This is a genomic window from Frankia umida, assembly GCF_023242945.1.
GTDB lineage: Bacteria > Actinomycetota > Actinomycetes > Frankiales > Frankiaceae > Frankia > Frankia umida.
Genome location: NZ_JALKFT010000053.1, coordinates 1 through 22,584 on the forward strand (window position 1 = coordinate 1; position 22,584 = coordinate 22,584).

A 22,584-nucleotide genomic window follows, 5' to 3' on the forward strand; every position below is an offset into this window, starting at 1 on the left:
GGGGCCGGAGGTGTCCTGGAGAACCTGGGGGCCGGTGCCGCCTGCTCGACCCCGTCGATGGTCACGATCGTCGACCGGGCGGCCAGGTGCGGATGGCTGCCCGCTTCGGCGAACGTCAGGACGGGGGTGACGCAGGCGTCGGTACCGTCGAAGACCGCCGCCCACTCGTCGCGGGTCCGGCTGGCGAAGGCCCCGGCGAACCGGGCTCTGAGCACGGGCCAGCCCTTCCGGTCGTACTGACCCGGAAGAGTCTCGCCAGCCAGGTCGAGGCCTGCCAGCAGCAGTGCGTAGAACTGCGGTTCGAGGGCCCCCACGGCGACGTACCGGCCGTCGGAGCAGGTGTAGGTCGAGTAGAAGGGGGCGGCGCCGTCGAGGGTGTTCGCCTCCCGGTCGTCGGTCCAGAGGCCCATTCCCCGGAAGGCCCACATCAGCTGCGCGAGGACGCTGGCACCGTCGACCATGGCCGCGTCGACCACCTGCCCGACGCCCGAGACCGATCGTTCCCACAACGCCGCGAGCACCCCGCAGACCAGCAGCATCGATCCGCCCCCGAAGTCGCCCACGAGGTTGAGCGGCGGCACCGGGGGCCGGTCCGCCGGGCCGATGGCGTGCAGCAGTCCCGTCAGGGAGAGGTAGTTGATGTCATGCCCCGCGCGGTCAGCGAGCGGCCCGGTCTGACCCCACCCGGTCATCCGTCCGTACACCAGGCGTGGGTTACGGGACAGACAGACCTCCGGCCCCAGCCCCAGCCGCTCGGCGGCACCGGGCCGGTAGCCCTCCAGCAGGACGTCCGCACGGTCGAGGAGGTCCAGCACGGTCGTGCGACCGGCCGGATCCTTGAGATCCACACGAATCCAACGCCGGTTACGCAGTGTGTGGTCCGTCGGCTGCCCCGCCCCCGGCCGTTCCACCCGTATGACGTCGGCGCCCAGGTCAGCGAGCACCATGGCGGCGTGCGGCCCCGGCCCGATGCTCGCCAGCTCGACGACCCGCAGCCCGGCGAGCGGCCCCCGACCGGACCGTGCCGGCCTGCCATCCGGTGAGAGGCCTGCGGACATGGTCGCCTGTTGCGGGGTTTCGGTCACGGTCGCCCTTCTCTCGTGCTCTCGTGGTGTTACCCGCGGGGTCCCACCGGACTCCGGGCCGAGCCGTCGGCCACCGCGTCCGTCGCCGCGCCGTACAGCGCCGGTGCGACCCAGCGTCGGAGGTACCTGCGTAGGTCATCGCCGGAACGAGGGTGTTCGGGTGGGGCCACGACCATGGACTGGATGATGCGGAGCAGGAACTCGACGAACTCGTCGAGCGCCAGGTCGTCGTAGCCGAGCGCGGCCCAGTCGACACGACCACCCAGGAAGATCCTCCGGCATCGCGCGATGACGGTGGGCGTCAGCATCTGCCGGCTGAACAGCTCCGCCCGTCCACTGCCGAGCAGGAGCGTCAGAAAGACCTCGTTGGGCAGCCCCTCGATGACGTAGGCCACCGACTCGACCACCATGTCGGTCGGGTTGCCGGCCTCCTCGGCGACGGCCCGCACCCGCTCGACCCAGTCGTCGAGCACGAGGTTCGTGACGCCGCCAAAGAGATCTTCGGTGCTGGTGAAGTAGCGGTAGATGGTTCTGCGGGTGATGCCGAGCTCGAGGGCGACGCCGGACAGCGTGGTCCCGGCCGGCCCCTGCTGCTCGATGCACCGGATGGCCGCATCGAGGATCCGCTGTCGCGCGTCGCCGTCGTCCCTGGGCGGCGAACCACCCCAGCCCCTACGCCCCAACTCGGGTCGACTCTCGCTGATCCACGGCCGAATCCTATCTGAAGATACACATAACAGCATGTGTATCTTCAGGCGGTGGGATCGGCGCAGAACCTCGAGTTCGATCGAGACCGTGTCGGCGACATTGGGTCCGACCATCACGTCCACGGCCACGGCCACGGCCCGGCGATCGGTGTTGGTCACCTCGACGGAGACGGTTGCCGCGGCGTGGCCTTGCGGTAGTAGTAGACCGGTAGCTGACCGCTGTCGCGTGCGACGGTGACAGGCAGTCGACCCGAGGGGTTCGCGTCGCCGAACAGGACTCCGGTGACACCTCCTGCACCACCGAGCCGGACGAGATAAGTACAAAAAACTCATACCATCCGAAAAAGCGGCCTTCGTAATGGCCTGGTCCAGCTCGCCGTCCCGGTTGATGATGCCGAACCCCGAGCTGCCGTCCGTGGTCAGCACGGGTGGAGACGCTGGAGGTGCCCCTGACCGCGGCCTCTCGGGACAGCACCTGACCCCTCGGGACAGCCGGCGCCTCCCCGACACCGACAGCGTCCACCCCGGCGCCAGCGGCGCGCGCGGCGCCGTCTCCGGAGGGCGGGCCACTCCAGCCGCTGCGCCGCCACACCGGTTGACTTTCAGTGATCCACAGACTAAGTCTATCTGAAGATACATGTAGGCCGTTTGTGTGTAATCAGGCGAGGCGGAGGGCGGAGGTTCGACGGCCACGGCGTGTCCGTGCGCCCCTTGAGCAGCTGTTCGGCCAGTGCCTACCGGGCAGGGATCCAGCGCCTACCGGGCAGGGACGCAGCCAGCAGTGAGGGGTGCGGGCGTCGCCGGCGACCCTGGTCGAGGCTGCCGCGAACCGCCGTGGAGCCGCGCTCGCCGAGTGTCGGGCAGCGGGTTCGGGCGACGTTTCACGACAACGGGTTCAGGCGACAGTGGCCGACTTGGAGGCTCCATGAGCAGCATCGAAGAGCGCATTGATCTTGTTGATGGTTTCTTCTGGGGGCGCAACCCGCACGAGGAACTGGCCTGGCTACGGGCGAACGCGCCGGTGTGGCGCGACCCGCGCACCGGGGTGTGGGGGGTCGCCACCTACGACCTGGTCAAGCACGTCGCCACCCACCCGAACCTGTTCAGCAGCGCCGGCGGGATCCGGCCGGACCACGCGGCCGCGCCGATGATGATCGACATGGACGATCCGGAGCACTGGCAGCGACGCAAGCTGGTGAACAAGGGCTTCACGCCCAGGCGGGTACGGGAGAAGGAAGCGTCGATCCGCAGCATCGTCGACGTGATCCTCGACCGGGTGTGCGAGCGCGGCGAGTGCGACCTGGTCTGGGACATCGCGGCCTGGCTGCCGCTGATCGTCATCGCCAACGAGCTGGGTGTCGACCCGGCCGACCGCGAGCAGCTGCTGCGGTGGAGCGAGGCCATGATGGGAGCGCTCGGGCAGGCCGACGAGGAGGCGATGAAGATCGCCGCCGCGGCGGGCGGCGGGTACTACGCCTACGCCCAGCGGATCATCGACGCCCGGCGGGAGAACCCGACCAGCGACCTGATGAGCATCCTGGTACACGCCGACGTCGACGGCGACCACCTCGACGACGCCGGGATCATCAGCGAGTCCCTGCTGATCCTCAACGGCGGCGACGAGACGACGCGGCACGTCATCTCCGGCGGCATCTACGAGCTGCTGCGCACGCCCGAGAACTGGGCGGCGCTGCGTCACGACCGGGAGCTGATCCCCTCGGCCGTCGAGGAGATGCTGCGCTGGGTCAGCCCGATCAAGAACATGGCCCGGACCGCGACCACCGACGTCGAGCTTGCCGGTCAGCAGATCGCCGCCGGTGACAAGCTGCTGCTGCTCTACCCGTCGGCCAACCGGGACGAGACCGCGTTCGAGGACCCGTTCACGTTCGACATCCGGCGCAGCCCGAACGAACATGTGGCCTTCGGTTTCGGTCCCCATTACTGTCTTGGAACGAGCCTTGCCCGGCTCGAGCTGCACTCGGTGCTCGACCGGCTCCTCGACCGGTTGCCCGATCTCACGCTGGTCGGCACCGAGGAGCCCAGGCACCGGGCCGCGAACTTCGTCAGCGGCTACGAGAGCGTTCCGGTGCGTTTCACCCCCACCCGGCCGATCGGGGCCGAGGAGGTCCGTGCGTGATCAGATCTGACGCGGCGCGCGACGCCGTCAGCTGCCGGGAACCCGAGGTCGACCAGATTCCGAGAGGGGACTGCCATGGCGCAGGTACTCGTCGAGCGTGACGGCGCGGTCATGCAGCTGACGTTGAACCGTCCCAAACGGCTCAACGCCATCACCAGCACGATGCTTGCCACCATCGTCGACGCGTGTGCCGAGGCCGCCGTCGACGACGACATCCGCTGCATCGTGATCACTGGGGCCGAGGGGAACTTCTCCGCGGGCGCCGACCTGCGGGCGATGGCGGGTGATCCCGACGACGAGGGCGCCGCCGACCTCGCCCAGCGGCGGATCACCGACTCGCGGTACGTCGAACGGGGCTTCCTGAAGATCGGCCGGCCGCCGAAGCCGATCATCGCGGCCGTTGAAGGCGTGTGCATCGCCGGCGGAACCGAGATCCTGCTCGGCACCGACATCCGGGTGGCCGGCCGCAGCGCCCGCTTCGGCCTGTCCGAGGCCCGCTGGTCGCTGTATCCGAACATGGGCTCGCCGGTCCGCCTGCCGCGGCAGATCTCCTACACCAGAGCGGCCGAGATCCTGCTGACCGGCCGGCACCTCCACGCCGAGGAGGCCGAACGCATCGGGCTGATCGGGCGCGTCGTCGAGGACGGCGAGGCGCTCACCACGGCACGTGAAATCGCCGACCAGATCAGTGCGAACGGTCCCCTGGCCGTCGAGGCGATTCTGGCGACGATCCGCGAGTCGTCGGGTCTGACCGAGGACGAGGGCTTCGCCAGGGAGCTGGACCGAAGCCGCGCGGTGTTCGCCTCCGAGGATGCCAAAGAGGGCCCGCGGGCGTTCGCCGAGAAGCGCGCACCGAACTTCCAGCGCCGATGATGACGACCATCCCCATCGCCAGGACCGACGAGCGGCACGGATCCGGAGATCCTCGGCTGCGGGATATTCGCCACACCATCATGGAGCGATGCTTATGTCCGTGTTGACCGAGGCATCGGAGTCGGTTTCCGAGCTCTTTCCGCGGGTTTCCGCACTGGTGCGAGCACGTCGTACGGAATTCGCCGAGTCGACGATGAAGATTCCCATGGGGAACTATCGCGACCCCGAGGTTCTCCAGGCCGAGCTGAAGCACGTCCTCGGCGCCAGCCCGCTCGTGCTCGCCCCGAGCGCCGCCCTGCACGGCGAAGGCGCCTACCTCACCCGGCAGCTCCCCGACGGTCGGTCGGTCATCGTCTCCCGCGGTGAGGACGGCGTCGCCCGCGTCCTGGTGAACACCTGCCGGCACCGTGGGGCCCGCGTGGCCGAGGGTTCGGGTTGCGCCCGCCGGTTCACCTGCGCCTACCACGGCTGGAGCTACGACTCCACGGGCGCGCTCGCCGGTCAGCCCGGCCGGCCGGGTTTCGATGACGTCCAGGCGAGCGATCTCGGTCTGGCCGAGCTGCCCAGCGAGGAGAGCTTCGGCTTCGTCTGGCTGGTGCCAGCCGGTTCACCGGGAGTCACGGCGCATCTGGGCAGTTTCGCGGAGCCGCTCGCGAGCTACGACTACGCCTCCTTCCAGGCCAACCCGGCCATGGAAGTGGAGCTGTCGGCCAACTGGAAGTGCCTGCTCGAGGCTTTCTTCGAGACCTACCACTTCCCGTTCGTGCACAGCACGTCGATGGTGGGAAAGGGCTCGATCGCCAACATCGTGTCGTACGACGCCTTCGGCGCCCACGCCCGGCTGGGTGTGCCCGGCGTGCAGATGCAGGGTCTTCCGGACGACGCCTCCCCCGCCGACATCCACATGAGCGTCCTCTACTACGTCTATCCGAATCTGATCATCGCCAACACCGTGCTCGGCTGTGAACTGATCGAGGCTCGGCCGGCCGGCTCGCCGGGCCGTTCCGTGCTGCGGCACACCTTTCTCAGCAAGGTCGATCCGGAACTGGTCGCCGCACACACCAATGAGGAGTACCTCCAGGCGATCAGGGCCGTCATCCGTGATGAGGATGGGCCTGCGATCACCTCCTCGGGCGGCGGTATCAGCGACGCGGCGCATGACTTCGCGCTGCTGGGGCGCAACGAGCCGGGGTGCCAGCACATCCACCGGCAGATTCGGTCCGCTCTCGCATAGGTGAGTCGCGTGATCTCGATGGTCCGCGGTCACGGATGGCGCGCACGTGCTCGGCGCCGCGGGTCGAGGCCCGCCGGCCTCGACCCGCGGCAGGAAGCACAAAGTTGATCACAGTCGAAGAGGGCAGCGCGCCAGCAGCGATGCTCGACGAGTGAGGAGACAGTGATGAGTGGCCGACTGAAGGGCAGAGTCGCCCTGGTGACAGGGGCCGGGAACGGTGTGGGGAAGGCCTGCGCGCTCGCGCTGGCGGCCGAGGGCGCCTCGGTGGTCGTGAACGACCTGGGGACCAGCGAGTTCGCGCAGGGCGAGAGCGCCTCCGCCGCGGACGCCACAGCGCGGGAGATCCGGTCCGCGGGTGGCCAGGCGGAGCCCAGCTACGACTCGGTCGCGAGCTCGGCCGGGGTGGCGAACGCGGTGAACATCGCCGAGCAGGCGTTCGGTCCGGTCGACATCGTCGTCGGCTGCGCGGGTGCGATCCTGCCCGGTGATCTGCACGCGTCGGACGAGTCGTACCACAGGTTCATCGACCTGTTCCTGTCCCAGAAGTTCTGGCTGGCGCGGGCGACCGTCCCGGGCATGGCCGAGCGCGGCTGGGGGCGTTTCATCGCCGCCACGTCCGAGGGGGCGCGGGGCACCGTCGGCAACCCGATCTTCGCGGCGGCGATGGGCGGTGTGGTCTCCCTGGTCAAGGGAATCGCGAACGACTATCGGGGCGCGGGTGTCACCGCCAACTGCCTGGCACCCGGCGCGACCACGCGGCTGTCCCAGGTGATGGTTCCCCATCTGGAGCAGGCCTACCAGGAGGGAAAGATCACCCGCGAGGTGTTCGAGGGTGCCAAGGCGGGCCCGGGTCCGGTGACGCATGTGCCGCCGATCGTGACGTGGCTGTGCACCGACGCCGCCGCGGACGTCACCGGCCGGGTGTTCAACGCCCGGGGTGGCAAGGTGAGCGTGTGGTCGGACTACGAGGAGGTTCGGGCGATCTACCGCGGCGACGCGCAGACGTCCCCGCCGTGGTCCCTGGAGGAGCTCGACCAGTTCGTTCCCGCCCATCTGCTCAGCTGAGGTCACCTCGGACACCGCGGGCTGCGGTCAGCCCGCGGTGTCCGAACGCATGGTCCGCACCACCAGGTGCGCTGATGCCGTCGCCACGGGAGGATGCCGCGAAATGACAGACCTGTACCGTCCCATGTTCCTGCCCGATCTCCTGATCCGCGCGTTGGAAAGAAACGGCCGCCGACCCGCGGTGCACATCGATGGCGAGATGCTGTCCGCCCACCAGATGCGTGATGAGATCAGCCGCTTCGTGCAGGCCTTCCGCTCCCGGGGCATGGTGCGGGGCGTCGGTGTGGCGACCCTGTCGAAGAACCGCGTCGAGGTGCTGTTCTCGATGGGCGCGGTGATGGTGTCCGGGTGCCGTAACACCGCGTTGCACCCGCTCGGCTCGCTGGAGGACCACGCCTACGTTCTCGAGGACGCTGGTATCAAGGCGCTGTTGTTCGATCCGTCCTTTGCGGAGCACGTCCGCAAGCTCGGCGAACGCCTGCCCGACCTGTTGCTGCTCTCCTACGGCGAGGCACCGGTCGGCGAGGACCTGCTCGGCCTCGCGGCGGCGTTCGAGCCGGAACCGCTGGTGGCCCCGGACGTGGACGCCGAGGACATCTCGGCACTGGCCTACACCGGTGGCACCACCGGGCGGCCCAAGGGTGTGATGGCCACCTATCGCAGCAGCGCGGCGATGGCGCAGATCATGATGACGGAGTGGCAGTGGCCCGATGAGGTCCGCCACCTCGTGTGCACCCCGCTGAGCCATGCCGGTTCGTCGATCTTCGTGCCGTTGCAGCTGCAGGGCGCGGCGATGTTCGTGCTGCCGACGTTCGAGGCGGGTGCGGTGCTCGAGGCGATCGAGCGCCATCGCATCACGACCGCGATGTTCGTCCCCTCGATGATCTACGCCCTGCTCGATCATCCGCGGTTCGCCGAGACGGACCTGTCAAGCCTGGAGTCGATCTACTACGGGGGGTCGGCGATGTCGCCGTCCCGCCTGCGGGAGGCGATCGAGAAGTTCGGCCCGATCTTCGTCCAGTTCTTCGGGCAGACGGAGTGCCCGATGACCGTCTCCGTCCTGCGCAAGGAGGAGCATCTCGTCGACGACCTGGCGAGGCTTGCGTCCTGCGGCCGGCCCGTCCCCTGGGCGCGGATCGCACTGCTCGACGACGACGGCAACGAGGTGGACAGGGGCGAGCCCGGCGAGCTGTGCGTGCGTGGTCCGCTGGTGATGCGGGGCTACTGGAACAAGCCGGACGAGACGGCGCAGGCGTTCGAGGGCGACTGGCTGCACACCGGAGACGTGTGCCGACAGGACGAGCAGGGATTCCTGACGATCGTCGACCGCAAGAAGGACATGATCATCTCGGGTGGGTTCAACCTGTTCCCGCGCGAGATCGAGGATGTCATCTCCCGGCATCCCGCGGTCGCCGCGGTGGCCGTCGTCGGCGTCCCGGACGACAAGTGGGGCGAGGCGGTGAAGGCCGTCGTGGTGCCCCGGCCTGGGCAGACGGTGGACATCGCGGAGCTCATCGCGCTGGTGAAGCAGCACAAGGGTTCGCACCATGCGCCCAAGTCGATCGACCTCGTCGACGCGATCCCGGTCAGCCCGTTGGGCAAGCCGGACAAGAAGGCGCTGCGCGCACAGTACTGGGCCGGTGCCGACCGGCTTGTCCACTAGGGACGACCACAGCTGAGGCCAACCGCGTCCCGCCGGCGCCCGCGCGCTCGGTGAAGGAGGAATTATGACCATCACGAAGGACACCCTGTACATCGGCGGTGAATGGGTGCATCCGCACAGTTCCCGCACGATCAGTGTCATCTCCCCGCACACCGAGGAACTGGTCGCGACGGTGCCGGAGGCCGACAGCGGTGACGTCGACCGCGCCGTCGCCGCCGCCCGCCGGGCCTTCGACGAGGGCCCGTGGCCCCACACGTCGCCCAAGGACCGCGCCGAGGTGATCCGCGCCATCAGCGCGGCCATCAAGGCGCGGGCGCAGGAGATCGCCGACACGACGACCGCCGAGATGGGAGCGCCGCGCAGCTTCGCCCTGGCGGGCAACACCTACGCGTCCGCGCTCGTGCTGGACGGGTTCGCCACCCTGGTCGACGGCTTCGCGTTCGAGGAGGAACGACCGGGCTTCGGCGGACGGACCTGCCAGGTCGTGAAGCAGCCGGTCGGGGTGGCCGCCGCGATCGCGCCGTGGAACGTGCCGCTGTTCATCATCGCGATGAAGCTCGGTGCCGCGCTGGCCGCCGGCGCCACCCTGGTCATCAAGTCGGCGCCCGAGGCGCCGCTCACCGGCTATCTGCTGGCCGAGATCCTCGACTCGGTCGGGCTGCCCCCCGGCGTCGTCAGCGTGATCGCCGCCGACCGGGAGGCGAGCGAGGCGCTGGTCCGCCACCCCGGAATCGACAAGGTGTCGTTCACCGGCAGCACCGCCGTGGGCCGCCGGATCGGGGCGATCTGCGGCGAGCAGCTCAAGCGGTGCACGCTCGAACTCGGCGGCAAGTCGGCGTCGATCCTGCTCGACGACGCCGACCTGGCCACGGCCATCCCCGGCCTGCTGCCGGCGGTGTTCATGAACAGCGGCCAGGCCTGCGTCGCGCAGACCCGGGTGCTCGTGCCGCGGCACCGCCACGACGAGGTGGTGGCGGCACTCGACGCGGCGATCGGTGCGCTCAAGGTCGGCGATCCCGCGGACCCGGAGACGTTCGTCGGGCCGCTCGTGGCCGAACGCCAGCGCACCCGGGTCGAGGGGCTCATCGAGGCCGGTGTCGGCGAGGGCGCCCAACTGGTCCGCGGCGGTGGCCGACCCGCCGACCTCGACCGGGGCTGGTATGTCGAGCCGACCCTGTTCGCCGGCGTCGACAACCAGATGCGCATCGCCCGCGAGGAGGTCTTCGGCCCGGTGCTGGCCGTGCTTCCCTACGACGGCGAGGACGAGGCCGTCCGCATCGCCAACGACTCGGACTACGGGCTTTCCGGCTCGGTCTGGACGGGTGACGTGGAGCACGGCATCGCTCTGGGCAAGCGCGTCCGGACCGGATCCTTCGCGATCAACTCCGGGGCGGTGCTCGACCTGCTGAACCCGTTCGGTGGTTTCAAGCAGTCGGGGCTCGGCCGTGAGCTCGGCCGTGAGGGCCTGGAGGCGTACCTCGAGACCCAGACCATCATTCCGCCGGTGGGCTGAACAAACCCGGTGTCCGAACAATCCCGGTGGGCCGAGCGAACCCGGTGGGCCGAGCGAACGATGTGGGCCGAGCGAACGATGTGGAGTGACGGGCTTTCATGAGGACACGCGCCGCGGTGCTGTGGGAAACGGGCCAGGACTGGAAGATCGAGGAGGTCGACATCGACGCCCCGGGGCCGGGGGAGGTCGTCGTCGACATGATGGCCTGCGGCATGTGCCATTCCGATGAGCATGTCCGCACCGGTGACCTGCCCGTGCCGCATTTTCCGTTCATCGGCGGTCACGAGGGTGCCGGTGAGGTCGTCGAGGTCGGGGCCGGCGTCACCAGCGTCGCGGTCGGCGACCACGTCGCGCTGTCGTTCGTACCCGCCTGCGGTCGCTGCAGGTGGTGCTCGCAGGGGATGTCCTACCTGTGCGACGAGGGCGCGAAGCTCTTCCAGGTCGGGATGATGGCCGACAACCGGATCGCCCACCGCATCGGTGACCGCGCGATCGCACGGTTCTCCCAGCTCGGTGCGTTCAGCGAACGGCAGCTGCTGTCCGAGCAGTCGGTGGTCAAGGTCGACCCCGACATCCCGTGGCACGCGGTCGCCCTCGTGTCGTGTGGCGTGGCGACGGGCTTCGGCTCCGCCGTCGACCGGGCGGGTACCCGGCCGGGTGACGTGGTGGTGGTCGTCGGCGTCGGCGGGGTCGGCGTGTCCGCCGTGCAGGGCGCGAGTCTCGCGGGGGCGTCCCGCATCATCACGGTCGACCCGTTGGCGAGCCGGCGCGAGGCTTCGAAGATCTTCGGTGCGACCGACACCTTCGCCTCGATGGCCGAGGCACTGCAGCCCGTGCGCGAGCTGACCAGGGGCGTCATGGCCGACCGCGTGATCCTCTCGCCGTCGACGCTGCACGGTTCGATGATCGAGCCCGGGCTTCAGCTGACCCGTAAGGGCGGCGTGTGCTGCCTGACCGGCATCGCGCCGCAGGCCGAAAGCGACGCCCAGCTGAACGCGTTCACCTTCGCGATGATGAACAAGACGCTGGTCGGGACGATCTACGGCAGCCGAAGCCCCCGCGAGCGCATTCCGTACCTGCTCGACCTGTACCGGCAGGGCCGACTCAAGCTGGACGAGATGGTCACCCGGACCTACCCGCTCGACCAGGTCAACCAGGGATACGCGGACCAGGCCTCGGGGGACATCGTCCGCGGCGTCATCACGTTTCAGGATTAGCGGGATCTTTTTGCGTCCCGCCGTCGATGGTCGAGGAGTTCTATGACCAGGTTTGCCGAGAGCACCATCACGTTCCCGTACAAGCGATCGCTGGGGCCGGTGACAGGTGCCTTCATGACCGCTCTCGCCGAGAAGCGCATTCTCGGTGTACGCAGCGATGCGGGTGTGCTGGTGCCGCCGATGGAGTGGGATCCCGCCACCGGTGCCGAACTGGGCGCGGATCTGGTGGAGGTCGGGCCGGCGGGCACCGTCGAGTCGTGGACCTGGGTGCCGGAGCCGACCGAGCAGCATCCGCTCGACCGGCCGTTCGCGTTCGCCTTCATCCGCCTCGACGGTGCGTCCAGCCCGCTGCTGCACGCGGTGGACGCCGCCTCGCCCGCGGCACTGTCCGCGGGGATGCGGGTGGCGCCACGCTGGCGGGGGCGGCGCGTCGGCCACATCACCGACATCGCCTGCTTCGTGCCCGGTGAGCGGTCCGAGGTCGACGGCGACGACGTCGGCGGGCCGGGGCAGCCGGTCGAGCTGATGGACTACACGGCCGCGGTCACCTACAGCACACCGGTGCTGGCGATGGCCGATCATGCCCTGGCCGCGACCCGGGAGCACCGGCTGATCGGCCTGCGCTGCCCGACCTGCGAACGGGTGTACGTGGGAGGTGATCGGCCGTACTGCCCGGTCGACGCCCTCGAGCTTGACGCGGACGCGGAGGTCGACCTTCCGAACGTGGGAACCATCACCAACTTCATCGTGGTCGAACCGGTGCAGTATCCGGGGCAGACCGCCACCGAGCCGTTCGCGCGGGTGTTCGTGCTGCTCGACGGCACCGACGTGGTGCTCACCTACCAGCCCGTGATCGACCTGCCGGTCGGCGACATCCACGTGGGAGTCCGGGTCGCGGCCGTGTGGGCGCCCAGGGACGCACCGGTCGACACGTTCAGTGGCATCGGCCGTCCGATGGGCAGCCTGCTCGGGTGGACCCCGAGCGGTGAGCCGGACGTCAACGACCCCGACCTCGTGAATCGGATCTACTGATGACCACAGACACGAGCACGTCCCCGAGGACGAGCACGGACATCGCCGTCATCGGATGGGCGCAGGCCGCGATCTCGCGGCGGACCGACCAGACCGAGACCCAGATGCTCATGACCTCCATCACCGACGCGTTGACGCCGCTGGGCCTGACCCGAGCCGATGTCGACTTCACCTGCCTGGGGTCGTGCGACTACATCACCGGGCAGGCGTTCTCGTTCGTCGCGAACCTCGACGCGATCGGCGCCTGGCCGCCCAAGCGGGACTCCCACGTCGAGATGGACGGCGCCTGGGCGCTCTACGAGGCGTGGCTGCGCCTGCACGAGGGTGACATCGACATCGCGGTCGTGACCGGCTCGGGTCGCACGTCCACCGGCGACCCGTCGCTGATCTACCCGATGGAGATGGATCCCTACGTCCTGGCGCCGCTGGGGGCCGATCTGGTCACCTTCGCCGCGTTGCAGGCCCGTGCGGTGATCTCCGCCGGTCTTGCCGACGAGAAGGCCATGGCCGAGGTGGCGGTGCGCAGCCGGGGCAAGGGCAGCGTCGAGGAACTGCTGGCCGGCGAGTACGTCCGTGAGCCGTTGCGCCGCCACGACCTGCCGCCCATCACCGATGGTGCGGTGGCCATGGTGCTGGCGACCGGGGAGCGGGCCCGTCAGCTCGTCGAGCGTCCCGCCTACATCACCGGGTTCGACCACCGGACCGAATGCCACAACCCGGCGTTTCGCCGCCTCGACGACTCGCCGTCCACCCGGATCGCGGCCCGGGAGGCCGGGCTCGGTACGGGCGCCCCGGTCGAGGTCGCCGAACTGCAGGCCTCGTTCACCCACGAGGAGCTGCTGCTGCGCCACGTGCTGGAACTGGGCGATGACGTGGCGGTCAACCCGTCGGGCGGCGCCCTGCGGGCCAACCCGATCATGGCCACGGGCCTTGCCCGCATCGGCTACGCGGCCGACCACGTCTTCGCCGGCGGTACCCGGGCGCTGGCCCACGCGACGAGCGGGCCATGCCTGCAACAAAACCTGATCTGTGTGCTGGAGGGCCGGTCATGATTCCCTGCGCGGTGGTCGGCGTCGGCCAGACCCATCACAGGTCGAAGCGGCGCGACGTGTCGTTCGGCGGCCTGGTCCGTGAGGCGGTGTTCCGGGCCCTCGACGACGCCCGGATGACGATGGCCGACATCGACGCGGTCGTCCTCGGCAAGGCACCGGACCTGTTCGAGGGGGTGATGAAGCCGGAGCTGTACCTGTCCGACGCGCTCGGCGCGGTGGGCAAGCCGATGTTCCGGGTGCACACCGCCGGTTCCGTGGGCGGCACGACCGGGCTGGTCGCGGCCTCGCACGTGCGGGCCGGCAAGCACCGCACCGTGCTCGCGGTCGCCTTCGAGAAGCAGTCCGAGGGCAACGCCCAGTTCGCTCTGGGCAGCGGGCGGGGCGCGTCGCTGGGGGCCGGCGGTTCCTTCGCTCCGTTCGTGCGCGCGTACATCCACCGCAGCGGGGCACCCGAGCACATCGGCTGGACGGTGGCGGTCAAGGACCGGCTCAACGCGCTGAAGAACCCCTACGCCCACCTGAAGATCGCCGACATCTCGATCGACAAGGTCCGCGACTCGCCGATGATGTGGGACCCGATCCGCTACCTGGAGTCCTGCCCGTCCTCCGACGGGGCCTGCGCGGTCGTCATCACCGACGAGGAGGGTGGCCGGGCCGCCGCGGCCGACGGCCGCCCGCCGGCGTGGATCCTCGGCATGTCCTCGCGCAGCGAGGCCGGTGGCTTCCCCGGCCGCGACCCGGTGCGCCCGCAGGCCTGCCTGCAGTGCGCGCAGGACGTGTACCAGGAAGCCGGGATCACGAACCCGCGGGAACAGATCGACACCGCCGAGCTCTACGTCCCGTTCTCCTGGCACGAGCCGCTGTGGCTGGAGGCCCACCACCTCGCCGACGAGGGAGCCGGCTGGCAGCTGGTCGACAAGGGTCAGACCGAACTCGGCGGGTCGTTCCCGATCAACCCGTCGGGCGGGGTGCTCTCGACCAACCCGATCGGCGCCTCGGGCCTGCTGCGGTTCGCCGAGGCGGCCAACCAGGTCCGTGGCGCCGCTGGCGAGCACCAGGTCGACGGGGCCCGCGTCGCCCTCGGCATGGCCTACGGCGCCCAGAGCCAGTACTTCTCGATGTGGATCGTCGCGAACAGCCTCCAGCCGTTTGGCTAGGAGCCGCTCACCCGGGCCCGGATGTGGCCCGCCCATGGCAGACAGCTGGATCCAGGTGAATCCGATACCGGAGATGTTCATTGAGCGCCGTGGCCTGGCGGCGCCGGACCAGTCAGGAGAGATGAACGGAAAGTGACGTCTTCCCGAAGCGCTGTGCTCACCAGCCGTTGGTTCGGGCAGTCGTCGTTCGGCGAGTTCACTCTCGCCACCGCCCGTAACGTGGCGAAGGTCGACAAGGACCCGCCCCTGGAACTGCTCGGACCGCTGGGGTGCGGCGTGCGGACCGGCGCCGGCGCGGTGCTCAAGCAGCTGCGTCTGGCGGCCGGCGAGTCCATCGTCATCTTCGGGGTGGGGGCGGTCGGGCTGTCGGCGGTGCTGACCGCCCGGCTGTCCGGCGCCAGCGAGATCGTCGCGGTGGACCTCAGCCCGGCCCGCCGAGACCTCGCTCTCGAGCTCGCCGCGACCCGGGACGTCGACGGCGCGGACCCCGACCTCGCCCGTCTAGCTCGTCGCCCACGGCCCCTTCGACGCGAGCCTGGACACCACCGGGATCAGCGCGGTGATGGCCACCGCGGTGGATGTGCTGGACCGGCCGGGAGCCTCGCGCGACACCCTGACAATCCATCCGGCGATCATGTCCGGCCGGTCGGTGACCTACGGCTTCGAGGGGGGCGGCGCCCCCTCGGTCTTCATCCCTCGGCTCGTCGACCTGTGGCGGCGCGGCCTGTTCCCGTTCGACCGGCCCATCCGGACCTACCCGTTGGCCGAGATCAACCAGGCCGAGGCGGACGCGGCGTCCGGCGCCACGATCAAACCGGTGCTGCTGGTACACGACCACCGGGGGGGTCATGAGCACCACCGGGGATCTGACGGTCAACTTCGCGGACATCTTCGAGTTCGTCGCCGACGCCGTACCCGAGCAGCTCTTCCTGGTGGCTGGGGACGTCCGTCTGACCTACGCCGAGCTGGACGCCCGGGCCGACCGCGCCGCGCGCCTGCTACGCGGCGCCGGGGTGGCACCGGGCGACCACGTCGGTCTCTACGCGATGAACCGGGCGGAATGGGTCGAGGTCATGCTCGCCGTCCTGAAACTGCGGGCGGTCCCGGTCAACGTCAACTTCCGGTACGTCGCCGCGGAGCTGCGCTACCTGCTCGACGACGCCGACCTGGTCAGCGTCGTCGTCGAGCGGCGCTACCTGCCCATCCTGACCGAGGTACTGCCGGACGTCCCCGGTGTGCGCTCCGTCGTCGTGCTCGAGGACGGCACTCCCGCGGGCGAGGGGGGTGCGGGGACCGCCGCTGAGACCCGACCGGCCGGGTACACGCTGTTCGGGTACGAGCGGGAGCCCGTCGACACCGCACCGGTGCGCATCCCGCGCTCGGGGGACGACCAGTTCATCATCTACACCGGCGGCACGACCGGGATGCCCAAGGGCGTGATCTGGCGCGGCGAGGACATGTTCTTCGCCGGCTGCCGCCGCCCACTGCCGGACGGGTCGATCCCCGAGCAACTCGAGGAGTTCCTGACCCGGCACGTTGCCGCGCCCCCCACCCGCAGTTTCGTGCTCGGGCCGCTGATGCACGGCACCGCCTCGATGGCCATCCTCACCGCCTTCGCGGCGGCGGGCACGGTGGTGCTGTGGACCGGCCGCCGGTTCGACGCCACCCGGATCCTGGCGATCGCCGCCGCCGAGCGCGTCGGCTCCATCGCCATGGTCGGTGACGCGATGGCGGCCCCGCTGCTGGACACCTACGACCGCGACCGCCACGACCTGTCCGCGCTGACCGTGCTGGTCAACAGCGGCACCCCGCTGTCGGAACCGACCCGTGACCGGATCGGCGAGCTGCTGCCCGGCGTACGGATCTTCAACGTCTTCGGGGGTTCGGAGATGGCGCACACCGGCACGGAGACCGGCGGGTCCCGCCGCTCACGCACGTTCCGCCTCGCCGAGGACGCCGCGGTGCTCGACGACACCGACCTGCGTCCGGTCGTCCCCGGCTCCGGTGTCATCGGGCGCATCGCCCGACGCGGCCGGATCCCGCTCGGCTACCACAACGACCCGGTCAGGACGGAGGCCACGTTTCGCACCGACGCCGATGGCGTGCGCTGGGTCCTGCCGGGTGACCTGGCCACCATCGCGGCGGACGGCACGGCCGTGCTGTGGGGCCGGGCGAACTCGGTCGTCAACACCGGCGGGGAGAAGGTCTTCCCCGAAGAGGTCGAGAACGCGCTCACCGACCACAGCGCCGTCGCGGACGCCGTGGTCGTCGGGGCACCCGATCCGCGTTACGGCGAGCGGGTCGTCGCCCTCGTCGTCGCACGGCCCGGACACAGCGTCGACACCGCGCAACTCCAGGCGCACTGCCGCACCCTCGTGGCCGGTTACAAGGTACCGAGAGAGATCCACATCGTCGACGCGCTCACCCGGACCCCGACCGGCAAGATCGACCTGCGCTGGGCCAGGCAAGCCGCAGAACAGCTGTCCGCCACGCAGCCCGGGTAGCGCAGCCGCCGGGTGTCGCCGGCCAGCAGGTCCCGGATCTCGGTGAGCAGCCGGGTCTCGTCGCTGATCGCGGGTTCCGAGTCGGGTTGCGGATGGCCGCGCCGACGCAGCTCGTTCGCCTTCGCGATCGGCAGGACAACGAGGAAGTACACGGTCGCGGCCACGATCAGAAACGTCACCAACGCGTTGAGGAACAGCCCGTAGCGAAAAACGCTGTGGTGGATGGTGAACGTCAGGTCGGCGAAGTCCGGCTTGCCACCGATCGCGGCGATCAGGGGTGCGAGCACGTTGTCGACCAGGGCCTTCACGACCGCGGTGAAGGCCGTGCCGATCACGACCGCCACCGCCAGGTCGACGATGTTCCCGCGCATGAGGAACTGCTTGAACCCGGCCAGGCCGGGCTTGAGGAGCCGGGTCGTCGGCTCGGTGACCTCACGGCCGCGGTCGACGAGTCTCCTGAACCGGAGCATGCGCGCTCCTCGGCCTTCCGATGGGTGCCTTCCCGCGGGGCGAAGCCCCAGGTCGACCTCATGGTCAACACCGAGATCCGTTATCTCCGCCCGAAGCGGGATGTAACCCGCCAGGCCAGGTCGCCTCCGAAGCCGCCCCGGTTTCGTTCACTGTGGCATCGGCCTGCCAGGTGGGACGAACCAGCGGAGGTCGACCTGGCAGGGCTCGAAAATGAGCCTGTCGAGGATCGACGGATAGTCGGGTGCCCTGCCGTCCGCCGGTGTCAGATCACTGCGCGGTACCGGCGTCCCGCGTCGAGGCCGCGAGCTGCTCGGGGCCCTGTTGGGCCGCGGCCGGGTCCATCCACATGACCTGCCAGCCGTGGCCGTCGAGGTCGAAGAAGCTGCGCGAGCACATGAAACCGTGGTCCTCCAGCCCGTCGGCCTCGACGCCACCCGCGGCAAGCGCCGCCTGCGCGACCGTGTCGACCTCCTCGCGTGAGGACACGCTGAAGCAGTAGAGGGCCAGCGTGTGCGTGGTGGGGTCGGCGATCGGCAGTTTCGCGAACTCGGCGAACTTCTCGCGGGTGAGCAGCATGACGCTGGCCTGTTCGCCGACGAGCATGCAGGCGGCGCTGTCGTCGGTGAAGCCCGGGTGGAAGCCGAAGCCGAGCGCGGCGAAGAACGCCTTGCTGCGGGCGAGGTCGGTGACGGGAAGGTTCACGAACAGGGTGCGGGCGGGGTGCGCGGGGATGGTCACGGCGGGGCCTCCGGATCGGCAGGACAACGGCTACACCCTGATAGACACCGCGGGCCGGCGGAACTCATCGGTGGAGCACGGAACTCATCGGTGGAGCACGGTGGCGGACCAGCCGGATGCTCGGCAGAGGTCGAACGAACCACGACGATGTGCGCACCCACGCCCGACACGCCCAGCCCGCCGACGCACCATCGGTGACGCGGAGCGGCGACCTGCCACATTCGGTCGCAGTGCCTCAGCGACGAAGGCGGCCCGATGACCAGACGGACCGGGGTTGTCCTGAGTCTGTCGCTGGTGGCCTCCATCGCCACGGCGACGGCCGCCACCACGGCGGCCGCGGCACCGATCGGCGCGGTGCCCGACCGGAGGCCCCTCGCGGTCGAGGTGGTGACCGCCCGGGACATCGCGCCGGCGGACGGGGCGCTCGACACGGGAGCGGCCTCGATCAACGACCTGGGCCAGGTGGTCGGCTGGAGCGGCACCGACGATCAGTTCTCCGGAACCGGTTTTCGCTGGGACGGTGCCACCGGGCCCACCGTCACCGCCACCGGTCCGCTCGTCGACATCGCCGACAACGGCAGTGTGCTCGTCCGTGGGACCGTGGGCGGGTGAACCCCGTAGCATCCACTCGCACGATGACGTCAAGCGCGCAGGTCGATCCGTCTCGCCAGGTGCCGCCCGTCAGGAGGATGAGGCGGCCCCACCGGTGCGACATCAACGCGGATGGGTGGCGGCCGGTGTGCCGAGCGGTCCGGTGACCGAACCCTGATGGTCCGGGCGGTCAGCTTCGACGTCGACGACACGCTCATCGACTACTCCGTGTCGATTCCGCGGAGCCTGCGCGGACTGTTCGGTACCGATGCCGATCCCGACGTCTGGCTGACGTTGATGGACGCGCTGCACCCGCTCTACCTGGACGGCACACTCAGCCATACGGCCTACCTGCGCACCCGCATGGCGGCGATGCTGACCACGCTGGGTCGCCCGGTCCCGGACGACGCCGCGCTCGACCGGATGGAACAGCAGCGCATCACCCTCGCCGAGACGGGGCTGCGGCTGTACCCGGATGTGCTGCCGTGCCTGACGACGTTGCGCGCCGAGGGCATGCCGCTGGCCCTGCTGTCCAACACCGACGGCCGGCTCCAACGACGAAGACTGCAGGTCGTGGGCCTGACCGGGCTGTTCGACATCATCGCGCTGTCCGGGGAGATCGGTGTCGCGAAACCGAACCCGGCCGCGTTCGAACACGTGAGCGCGTCCCTGGGGCTGACCACCGCCGATGTCGTGCACGTCGGCGACAATCCGGCCGCCGACGCCCAGGGCGCACTCGCCGCGGGCAATCCGATGGCCCTGCTCATCGACCGCACCGGCCGCCACCCGACACCGGCCGGCGTGACCCGCATCATGGACCTGCGTGAAGTACCTGACCTGCTGCGAGGAGTCCGATAGGGCACTCGGTGTCCGGAGAGCACGATGCCCGGCCGGAGGCGTACCACCCGGCAGGCCGGGAAGGTCAGCTCGAAGTCGTCGAGCGCCCGCTCCACCTCCACCTTGTGCGCGCTGTAGGTGGACGTCGGGATTCCGGTCGTCGGCCAGTCCTCGGCGCGCGCGAGGCCGCCCTTCGAACCGTGGACGTCCACCGGCGCGACCGCGTAGGCGCCGACCGAGGAGGCGTAGACGAGCGCGGGCACGGCAGCGGCCCGGACCGCCTCGAGGACGCGGGCGGTCCCGTCCACGTTCGTCGCCCGCGTCAGCTCCGGGTTTCGGCTCGGCTGGATCAGCCAGGCCACGTGGACCACCGCCGAGCAGCCCCGGAAGGCTTCGGTCAGCGGTTCGGCGGCGTCCGGATCGGCGATGTCGATCGAGGTCCAGCGCACGCGGGCGTCGACCGGGTCGGTGGGCAGCCGGCGCGCGATGCCGACCACCTCCTCGACGGACGGATCCGCCAGCAGGGTGTGGACAAGGGCGTAACCGATGTTCCCGGTGGCTCCGACGATCGCGACACGCATGCCGCGGGCCTTCCCGGCCTGCCCCGGTTAACTCCCGCCGGCAGATGCCGGACGCATCGGCTACCTGAGGACGGCGTCGATGCTCTTCTTCAGAGCACTGGGCTGGGCCGGGCTGTGCGGAGCCTTCTCCCTGGCCTCCAGCAGACGTTCCCCGATCTCGGCGAGCTGCCTGCGGCCGAGGCGCTCCCGCACCTTGGGAAACCAGTCCTCTTCCTCCTCCTCGATGTGGTGTGACACGTTCTCGATCAGCACGGCCGTCTTGGCGGTGAAACGTTCCGCGTCGGGTGCGAGGACGGCGAGTTCGACGGTGATCAGGTCGGCCACGTGATGTTCCTCGTACGACTCCAGGATCTCGTCCGTCAGGTCGGGCAGCAGGCCCCGTACCTCCGGGTACATGACCTCGTTTTCGATGTAGGTGTGCACGGTGAGCAGCTCGATGATCTTCTCGCGGGCCTTTCCTTTCGCGGAGAAGGCCCTGTCTCCGGCGTCCTGGAACTGCTTGAAGGCAGCTTTTATCTCCTTGTGGTCGGCCTTCAGGAGCACGATCGCATCCGTCGACATCTGATCTCCTTCACCATTGCACCCGATGGAATGCTCGTTTCGGCGGGGTATTCCCCGGCCGCGCCTGTGTGTTTGGGGGGCGCCGCCCGGCGTGGGCCGACGCCCCCACACGACGGAGATCCGGCAGGGTCAGGGTCGGTCGACCTGGCCGCGCCAGGCTCCGGTCTCGCCGCCACGGTCCTCGATGAACGTCTTGAACCGTTTGAGATCGGCCTTGACCCGCCGGTCGTCCACACCGGCGACCGAGCCGACCTTCTCCACGATGCCCTCGGGCTGCCAGTCCAGCTGGACCGTCACCCGGGTCTCCTGGTCGTTCAGCCGGTGAAAGGTCACCACGCCGGCATGGGTGGGGCCGTTGGTGCTCTTCCAGGCGACGCGTGCGTCCTGGACTCCACCCCGTCCATGAAATGCGGGAAGGACTCGAACTGGGTCCACTGGTTGTAAGCGGTGCGAACCGGAACCGCGACGTCGACTGACTCAGCGACTGTGGTGGTCATCAGATCTTTCCTCCTTCGCCGGTGGGACCACCACTGACTCCCCGCTGTGCCCTCGACAACACCAGCCGTCGCCCCTCGATCCGATTCCTGTGGGCGGCTGCGGCGGACCGGTGACCGGACATTCGTGGACTGTTCCCAGAAAGAATCAGTGCCGGCCGGCGAATGCCCGGGCGGGCCGCGGGCCGACGGGATTGGCCCGTAGCGCGCGGACCTCCGCACGGCGGACCTCGACCCGCCCGTCGACCTCGCGCACCTCGTACACCGACTGCGGTCGGCTCGCCGGGCCCTGGACGGCCTCCCCGGAGCGCAGGTCGAACCGGCTCGCATGCCAGGGGCAGACCACGCAGTCGCCGTCGCGCTCACCGTCGGCCAGCGGGGCGCCCCGGTGGGTGCAGCGGTTGTCGATCGCGACAAGCCGGCCGTCGACCCTGGTCAGCAGCAGCGACACCGCGCCGACGTCGACCTGGCGCAGCGCCGTCGTGACCTCGCTGGCGGCGAGCACATCCGTCCATTCGGTCGGGCCGTGCTGGAACGCGGTCGTGTCGACGCCGACGCCGAGCGCGTAGGCGAGGTGGCCGCCGAGCCAACCGCCGAGGCCGAGGGCGGCGGCCCCGGTCAGCCCGGCGGCCAACCCGCTCCCCCCTCGGCGACGCTGCCACCACGAGGTCGCGTAGCTGGCGATGCCGACGGCGTTGGACGCGGCGTGCACCAGCCCGACGCGGCGTTCGGCGCCTTCGGTGTCGAGCCAGTCCGACCAGCCGGCGATCGCGGCGGGGGCGGCGCTGAGCAGGCCGATGCCGAGCAACCGGCGCGCGGCCGGGCGCAGACCCGGATCGCGGGTGAGGTCGAGCGCGGTCGCGCCCAGCAGTGTTCCCGCCGGGACGAGGACGGCCGCGGGGTGCAGCGGGTGTCCGATCTGCCGTCCGCTGAGCAGGTCACCCGGATATCCGAAGACGTACTCGACGCCCCACTCACGTAGGCGGGCGAGGATCTCTTGACATCCTCCCCGGCCTGAAGACCGGGGATTCCTACCCTCGCGGGCAGGTTTTCCTGTTTCACTGACAGACGC

The 22,584-nt window shown here is 69.8% G+C and carries 19 protein-coding genes and 3 pseudogenes; 13 read left to right on the forward strand and 9 right to left on the reverse strand.

Features of this window, described 5'->3' with window-relative positions:
* The 3 genes and pseudogenes from MXD59_RS24775 to MXD59_RS27595 all read right to left on the reverse strand — a co-directional run.
* Positions 1–1,058 (reverse strand): CaiB/BaiF CoA transferase family protein (locus MXD59_RS24775; RefSeq protein WP_248827004.1); only part of this gene is annotated, 1,058 nt, incomplete at its 3' end.
* A gap of 56 nt (positions 1,059–1,114) precedes the next feature.
* A complete protein-coding gene (locus MXD59_RS24780) occupies positions 1,115–1,951 on the reverse strand; it encodes a TetR/AcrR family transcriptional regulator (protein ID WP_248826989.1) in 837 nt (278 codons plus the stop codon).
* Positions 1,948–2,070, reverse strand: a pseudogene (locus tag MXD59_RS27595) (glycoside hydrolase family 3 C-terminal domain-containing protein); the annotation flags it as partial. The pseudogene MXD59_RS27595 and the gene MXD59_RS24780, both read right to left, overlap by 4 nt.
* A gap of 647 nt (positions 2,071–2,717) precedes the next feature.
* On the opposite strand from MXD59_RS27595, the gene MXD59_RS24785 reads away from it, so the two are divergent.
* The 11 genes and pseudogenes from MXD59_RS24785 to MXD59_RS24835 all read left to right on the forward strand — a co-directional run.
* Positions 2,718–3,929 (forward strand): cytochrome P450, encoded by a 1,212-nt coding sequence (locus MXD59_RS24785; protein ID WP_248826990.1) that lies wholly within the window; start codon positions 2,718–2,720, stop codon positions 3,927–3,929.
* Between the two features lie 75 nt (positions 3,930–4,004).
* A complete protein-coding gene (locus MXD59_RS24790; protein ID WP_248814830.1) occupies positions 4,005–4,802 on the forward strand; it encodes a crotonase/enoyl-CoA hydratase family protein in 798 nt (265 codons plus the stop codon).
* Positions 4,803–5,007: 205 nt separating this feature from the next.
* Positions 5,008–6,036 carry an aromatic ring-hydroxylating oxygenase subunit alpha gene (locus tag MXD59_RS24795; protein ID WP_248826991.1) on the forward strand — a complete coding sequence of 343 codons (1,029 nt, stop codon included), beginning with the start codon at positions 5,008–5,010 and terminating at the stop codon, positions 6,034–6,036.
* Between the two features lie 165 nt (positions 6,037–6,201).
* Positions 6,202–7,101, forward strand: a complete 900-nt coding sequence (locus MXD59_RS24800) for an SDR family NAD(P)-dependent oxidoreductase (RefSeq protein WP_248814828.1) — start codon at positions 6,202–6,204, stop codon at positions 7,099–7,101.
* A gap of 103 nt (positions 7,102–7,204) precedes the next feature.
* Positions 7,205–8,764 carry an AMP-binding protein gene (locus MXD59_RS24805; RefSeq protein WP_248826992.1) on the forward strand — a complete coding sequence of 520 codons (1,560 nt, stop codon included), beginning with the start codon at positions 7,205–7,207 and terminating at the stop codon, positions 8,762–8,764.
* A gap of 64 nt (positions 8,765–8,828) precedes the next feature.
* Positions 8,829–10,277: an aldehyde dehydrogenase gene (locus MXD59_RS24810; protein WP_248826993.1), complete on the forward strand. Its 1,449-nt coding sequence runs from the start codon at positions 8,829–8,831 to the stop codon at positions 10,275–10,277.
* A 98-nt stretch (positions 10,278–10,375) separates the two neighbouring features.
* Positions 10,376–11,494 carry an NDMA-dependent alcohol dehydrogenase gene (locus MXD59_RS24815; RefSeq protein WP_248826994.1) on the forward strand — a complete coding sequence of 373 codons (1,119 nt, stop codon included), beginning with the start codon at positions 10,376–10,378 and terminating at the stop codon, positions 11,492–11,494.
* 42 nt (positions 11,495–11,536) lie between these two features.
* Positions 11,537–12,526, forward strand: a complete 990-nt coding sequence (locus tag MXD59_RS24820) for a Zn-ribbon domain-containing OB-fold protein (RefSeq protein WP_248826995.1) — start codon at positions 11,537–11,539, stop codon at positions 12,524–12,526.
* Complete coding sequence (locus MXD59_RS24825) at positions 12,526–13,578, forward strand: thiolase family protein (protein WP_248826996.1); 1,053 nt, start codon at positions 12,526–12,528, stop codon at positions 13,576–13,578. The genes MXD59_RS24820 and MXD59_RS24825 overlap by 1 nt, the downstream gene beginning before the upstream one ends.
* A complete protein-coding gene (locus tag MXD59_RS24830) occupies positions 13,575–14,735 on the forward strand; it encodes a thiolase family protein (protein WP_248826997.1) in 1,161 nt (386 codons plus the stop codon). Before MXD59_RS24825 ends, MXD59_RS24830 begins: the two co-directional genes overlap by 4 nt.
* 848 nt (positions 14,736–15,583) lie before the next feature.
* Positions 15,584–17,164 (forward strand): annotated as a pseudogene (locus MXD59_RS24835) (AMP-binding protein); the annotation flags it as partial.
* On the opposite strand, the gene mscL reads toward MXD59_RS24835, so the two are convergent.
* Positions 17,119–17,709, reverse strand: a complete 591-nt coding sequence (gene mscL, locus MXD59_RS24840; RefSeq protein ID WP_248826998.1) for a large conductance mechanosensitive channel protein MscL — start codon at positions 17,707–17,709, stop codon at positions 17,119–17,121. The pseudogene MXD59_RS24835 and the gene mscL sit on opposite strands and share 46 nt — an antisense overlap.
* 268 nt (positions 17,710–17,977) lie before the next feature.
* Positions 17,978–18,448 carry a VOC family protein gene (locus MXD59_RS24845; RefSeq protein ID WP_248826999.1) on the reverse strand — a complete coding sequence of 157 codons (471 nt, stop codon included), beginning with the start codon at positions 18,446–18,448 and terminating at the stop codon, positions 17,978–17,980.
* Positions 18,449–18,703: 255 nt separating this feature from the next.
* On the opposite strand from MXD59_RS24845, the gene MXD59_RS24850 reads away from it, so the two are divergent.
* Together MXD59_RS24850 and MXD59_RS24855 are read left to right on the forward strand one after the other, a co-directional pair.
* Positions 18,704–19,060, forward strand: coding sequence for a hypothetical protein (locus tag MXD59_RS24850; RefSeq protein ID WP_248827000.1), 357 nt, complete (start codon positions 18,704–18,706; stop codon positions 19,058–19,060).
* A 156-nt stretch (positions 19,061–19,216) separates the two neighbouring features.
* Complete coding sequence (locus MXD59_RS24855) at positions 19,217–19,897, forward strand: HAD family hydrolase (protein WP_248827001.1); 681 nt, start codon at positions 19,217–19,219, stop codon at positions 19,895–19,897.
* A gap of 20 nt (positions 19,898–19,917) precedes the next feature.
* Here the strand turns inward: MXD59_RS24855 and MXD59_RS24860 are convergent.
* From MXD59_RS24860 to MXD59_RS24875, 4 genes and pseudogenes are all read right to left on the reverse strand, one after another.
* Positions 19,918–20,457: pseudogene (locus MXD59_RS24860) on the reverse strand (NAD-dependent epimerase/dehydratase family protein); the annotation flags it as partial.
* A gap of 60 nt (positions 20,458–20,517) precedes the next feature.
* Entirely contained in the window at positions 20,518–21,018 is a 501-nt protein-coding gene (locus MXD59_RS24865; RefSeq protein WP_248827002.1) for a hemerythrin domain-containing protein, read from the reverse strand.
* A 129-nt stretch (positions 21,019–21,147) separates the two neighbouring features.
* A complete protein-coding gene (locus MXD59_RS27895) occupies positions 21,148–21,315 on the reverse strand; it encodes an SRPBCC family protein (RefSeq protein ID WP_248827003.1) in 168 nt (55 codons plus the stop codon).
* Positions 21,316–21,660: 345 nt separating this feature from the next.
* Positions 21,661–22,506 (reverse strand): Rieske (2Fe-2S) protein, encoded by an 846-nt coding sequence (locus tag MXD59_RS24875; RefSeq protein ID WP_248827005.1) that lies wholly within the window; start codon positions 22,504–22,506, stop codon positions 21,661–21,663.
* Positions 22,507–22,584 lie beyond the last annotated feature (78 nt).

Bases quoted from the DNA above. Each gene is read 5' to 3' on its own strand.
- MXD59_RS24815 (WP_248826994.1), top strand. From the start codon at position 10,376: ATGAGGACACGCGCCGCGGTGCTGTGGGAAACGGGCCAGGACTGGAAG.
- MXD59_RS24825 (WP_248826996.1), top strand. From the start codon at position 12,526: ATGACCACAGACACGAGCACGTCCCCGAGGACGAGCACGGACATCGCC.
- mscL (WP_248826998.1), bottom strand. From the start codon at position 17,709: ATGCTCCGGTTCAGGAGACTCGTCGACCGCGGCCGTGAGGTCACCGAG.
- MXD59_RS24855 (WP_248827001.1), top strand. From the start codon at position 19,217: ATGGTCCGGGCGGTCAGCTTCGACGTCGACGACACGCTCATCGACTAC.
- MXD59_RS24820 (WP_248826995.1), top strand. From the start codon at position 11,537: ATGACCAGGTTTGCCGAGAGCACCATCACGTTCCCGTACAAGCGATCG.
- MXD59_RS24865 (WP_248827002.1), bottom strand. From the start codon at position 21,018: ATGTCGACGGATGCGATCGTGCTCCTGAAGGCCGACCACAAGGAGATA.
- MXD59_RS24810 (WP_248826993.1), top strand. From the start codon at position 8,829: ATGACCATCACGAAGGACACCCTGTACATCGGCGGTGAATGGGTGCAT.
- MXD59_RS24805 (WP_248826992.1), top strand. From the start codon at position 7,205: ATGACAGACCTGTACCGTCCCATGTTCCTGCCCGATCTCCTGATCCGC.
- MXD59_RS24790 (WP_248814830.1), top strand. From the start codon at position 4,005: ATGGCGCAGGTACTCGTCGAGCGTGACGGCGCGGTCATGCAGCTGACG.
- MXD59_RS24830 (WP_248826997.1), top strand. From the start codon at position 13,575: ATGATTCCCTGCGCGGTGGTCGGCGTCGGCCAGACCCATCACAGGTCG.
- MXD59_RS24785 (WP_248826990.1), top strand. From the start codon at position 2,718: ATGAGCAGCATCGAAGAGCGCATTGATCTTGTTGATGGTTTCTTCTGG.
- MXD59_RS24800 (WP_248814828.1), top strand. From the start codon at position 6,202: ATGAGTGGCCGACTGAAGGGCAGAGTCGCCCTGGTGACAGGGGCCGGG.
- MXD59_RS24850 (WP_248827000.1), top strand. From the start codon at position 18,704: ATGACCAGACGGACCGGGGTTGTCCTGAGTCTGTCGCTGGTGGCCTCC.
- MXD59_RS24795 (WP_248826991.1), top strand. From the start codon at position 5,008: ATGGGGAACTATCGCGACCCCGAGGTTCTCCAGGCCGAGCTGAAGCAC.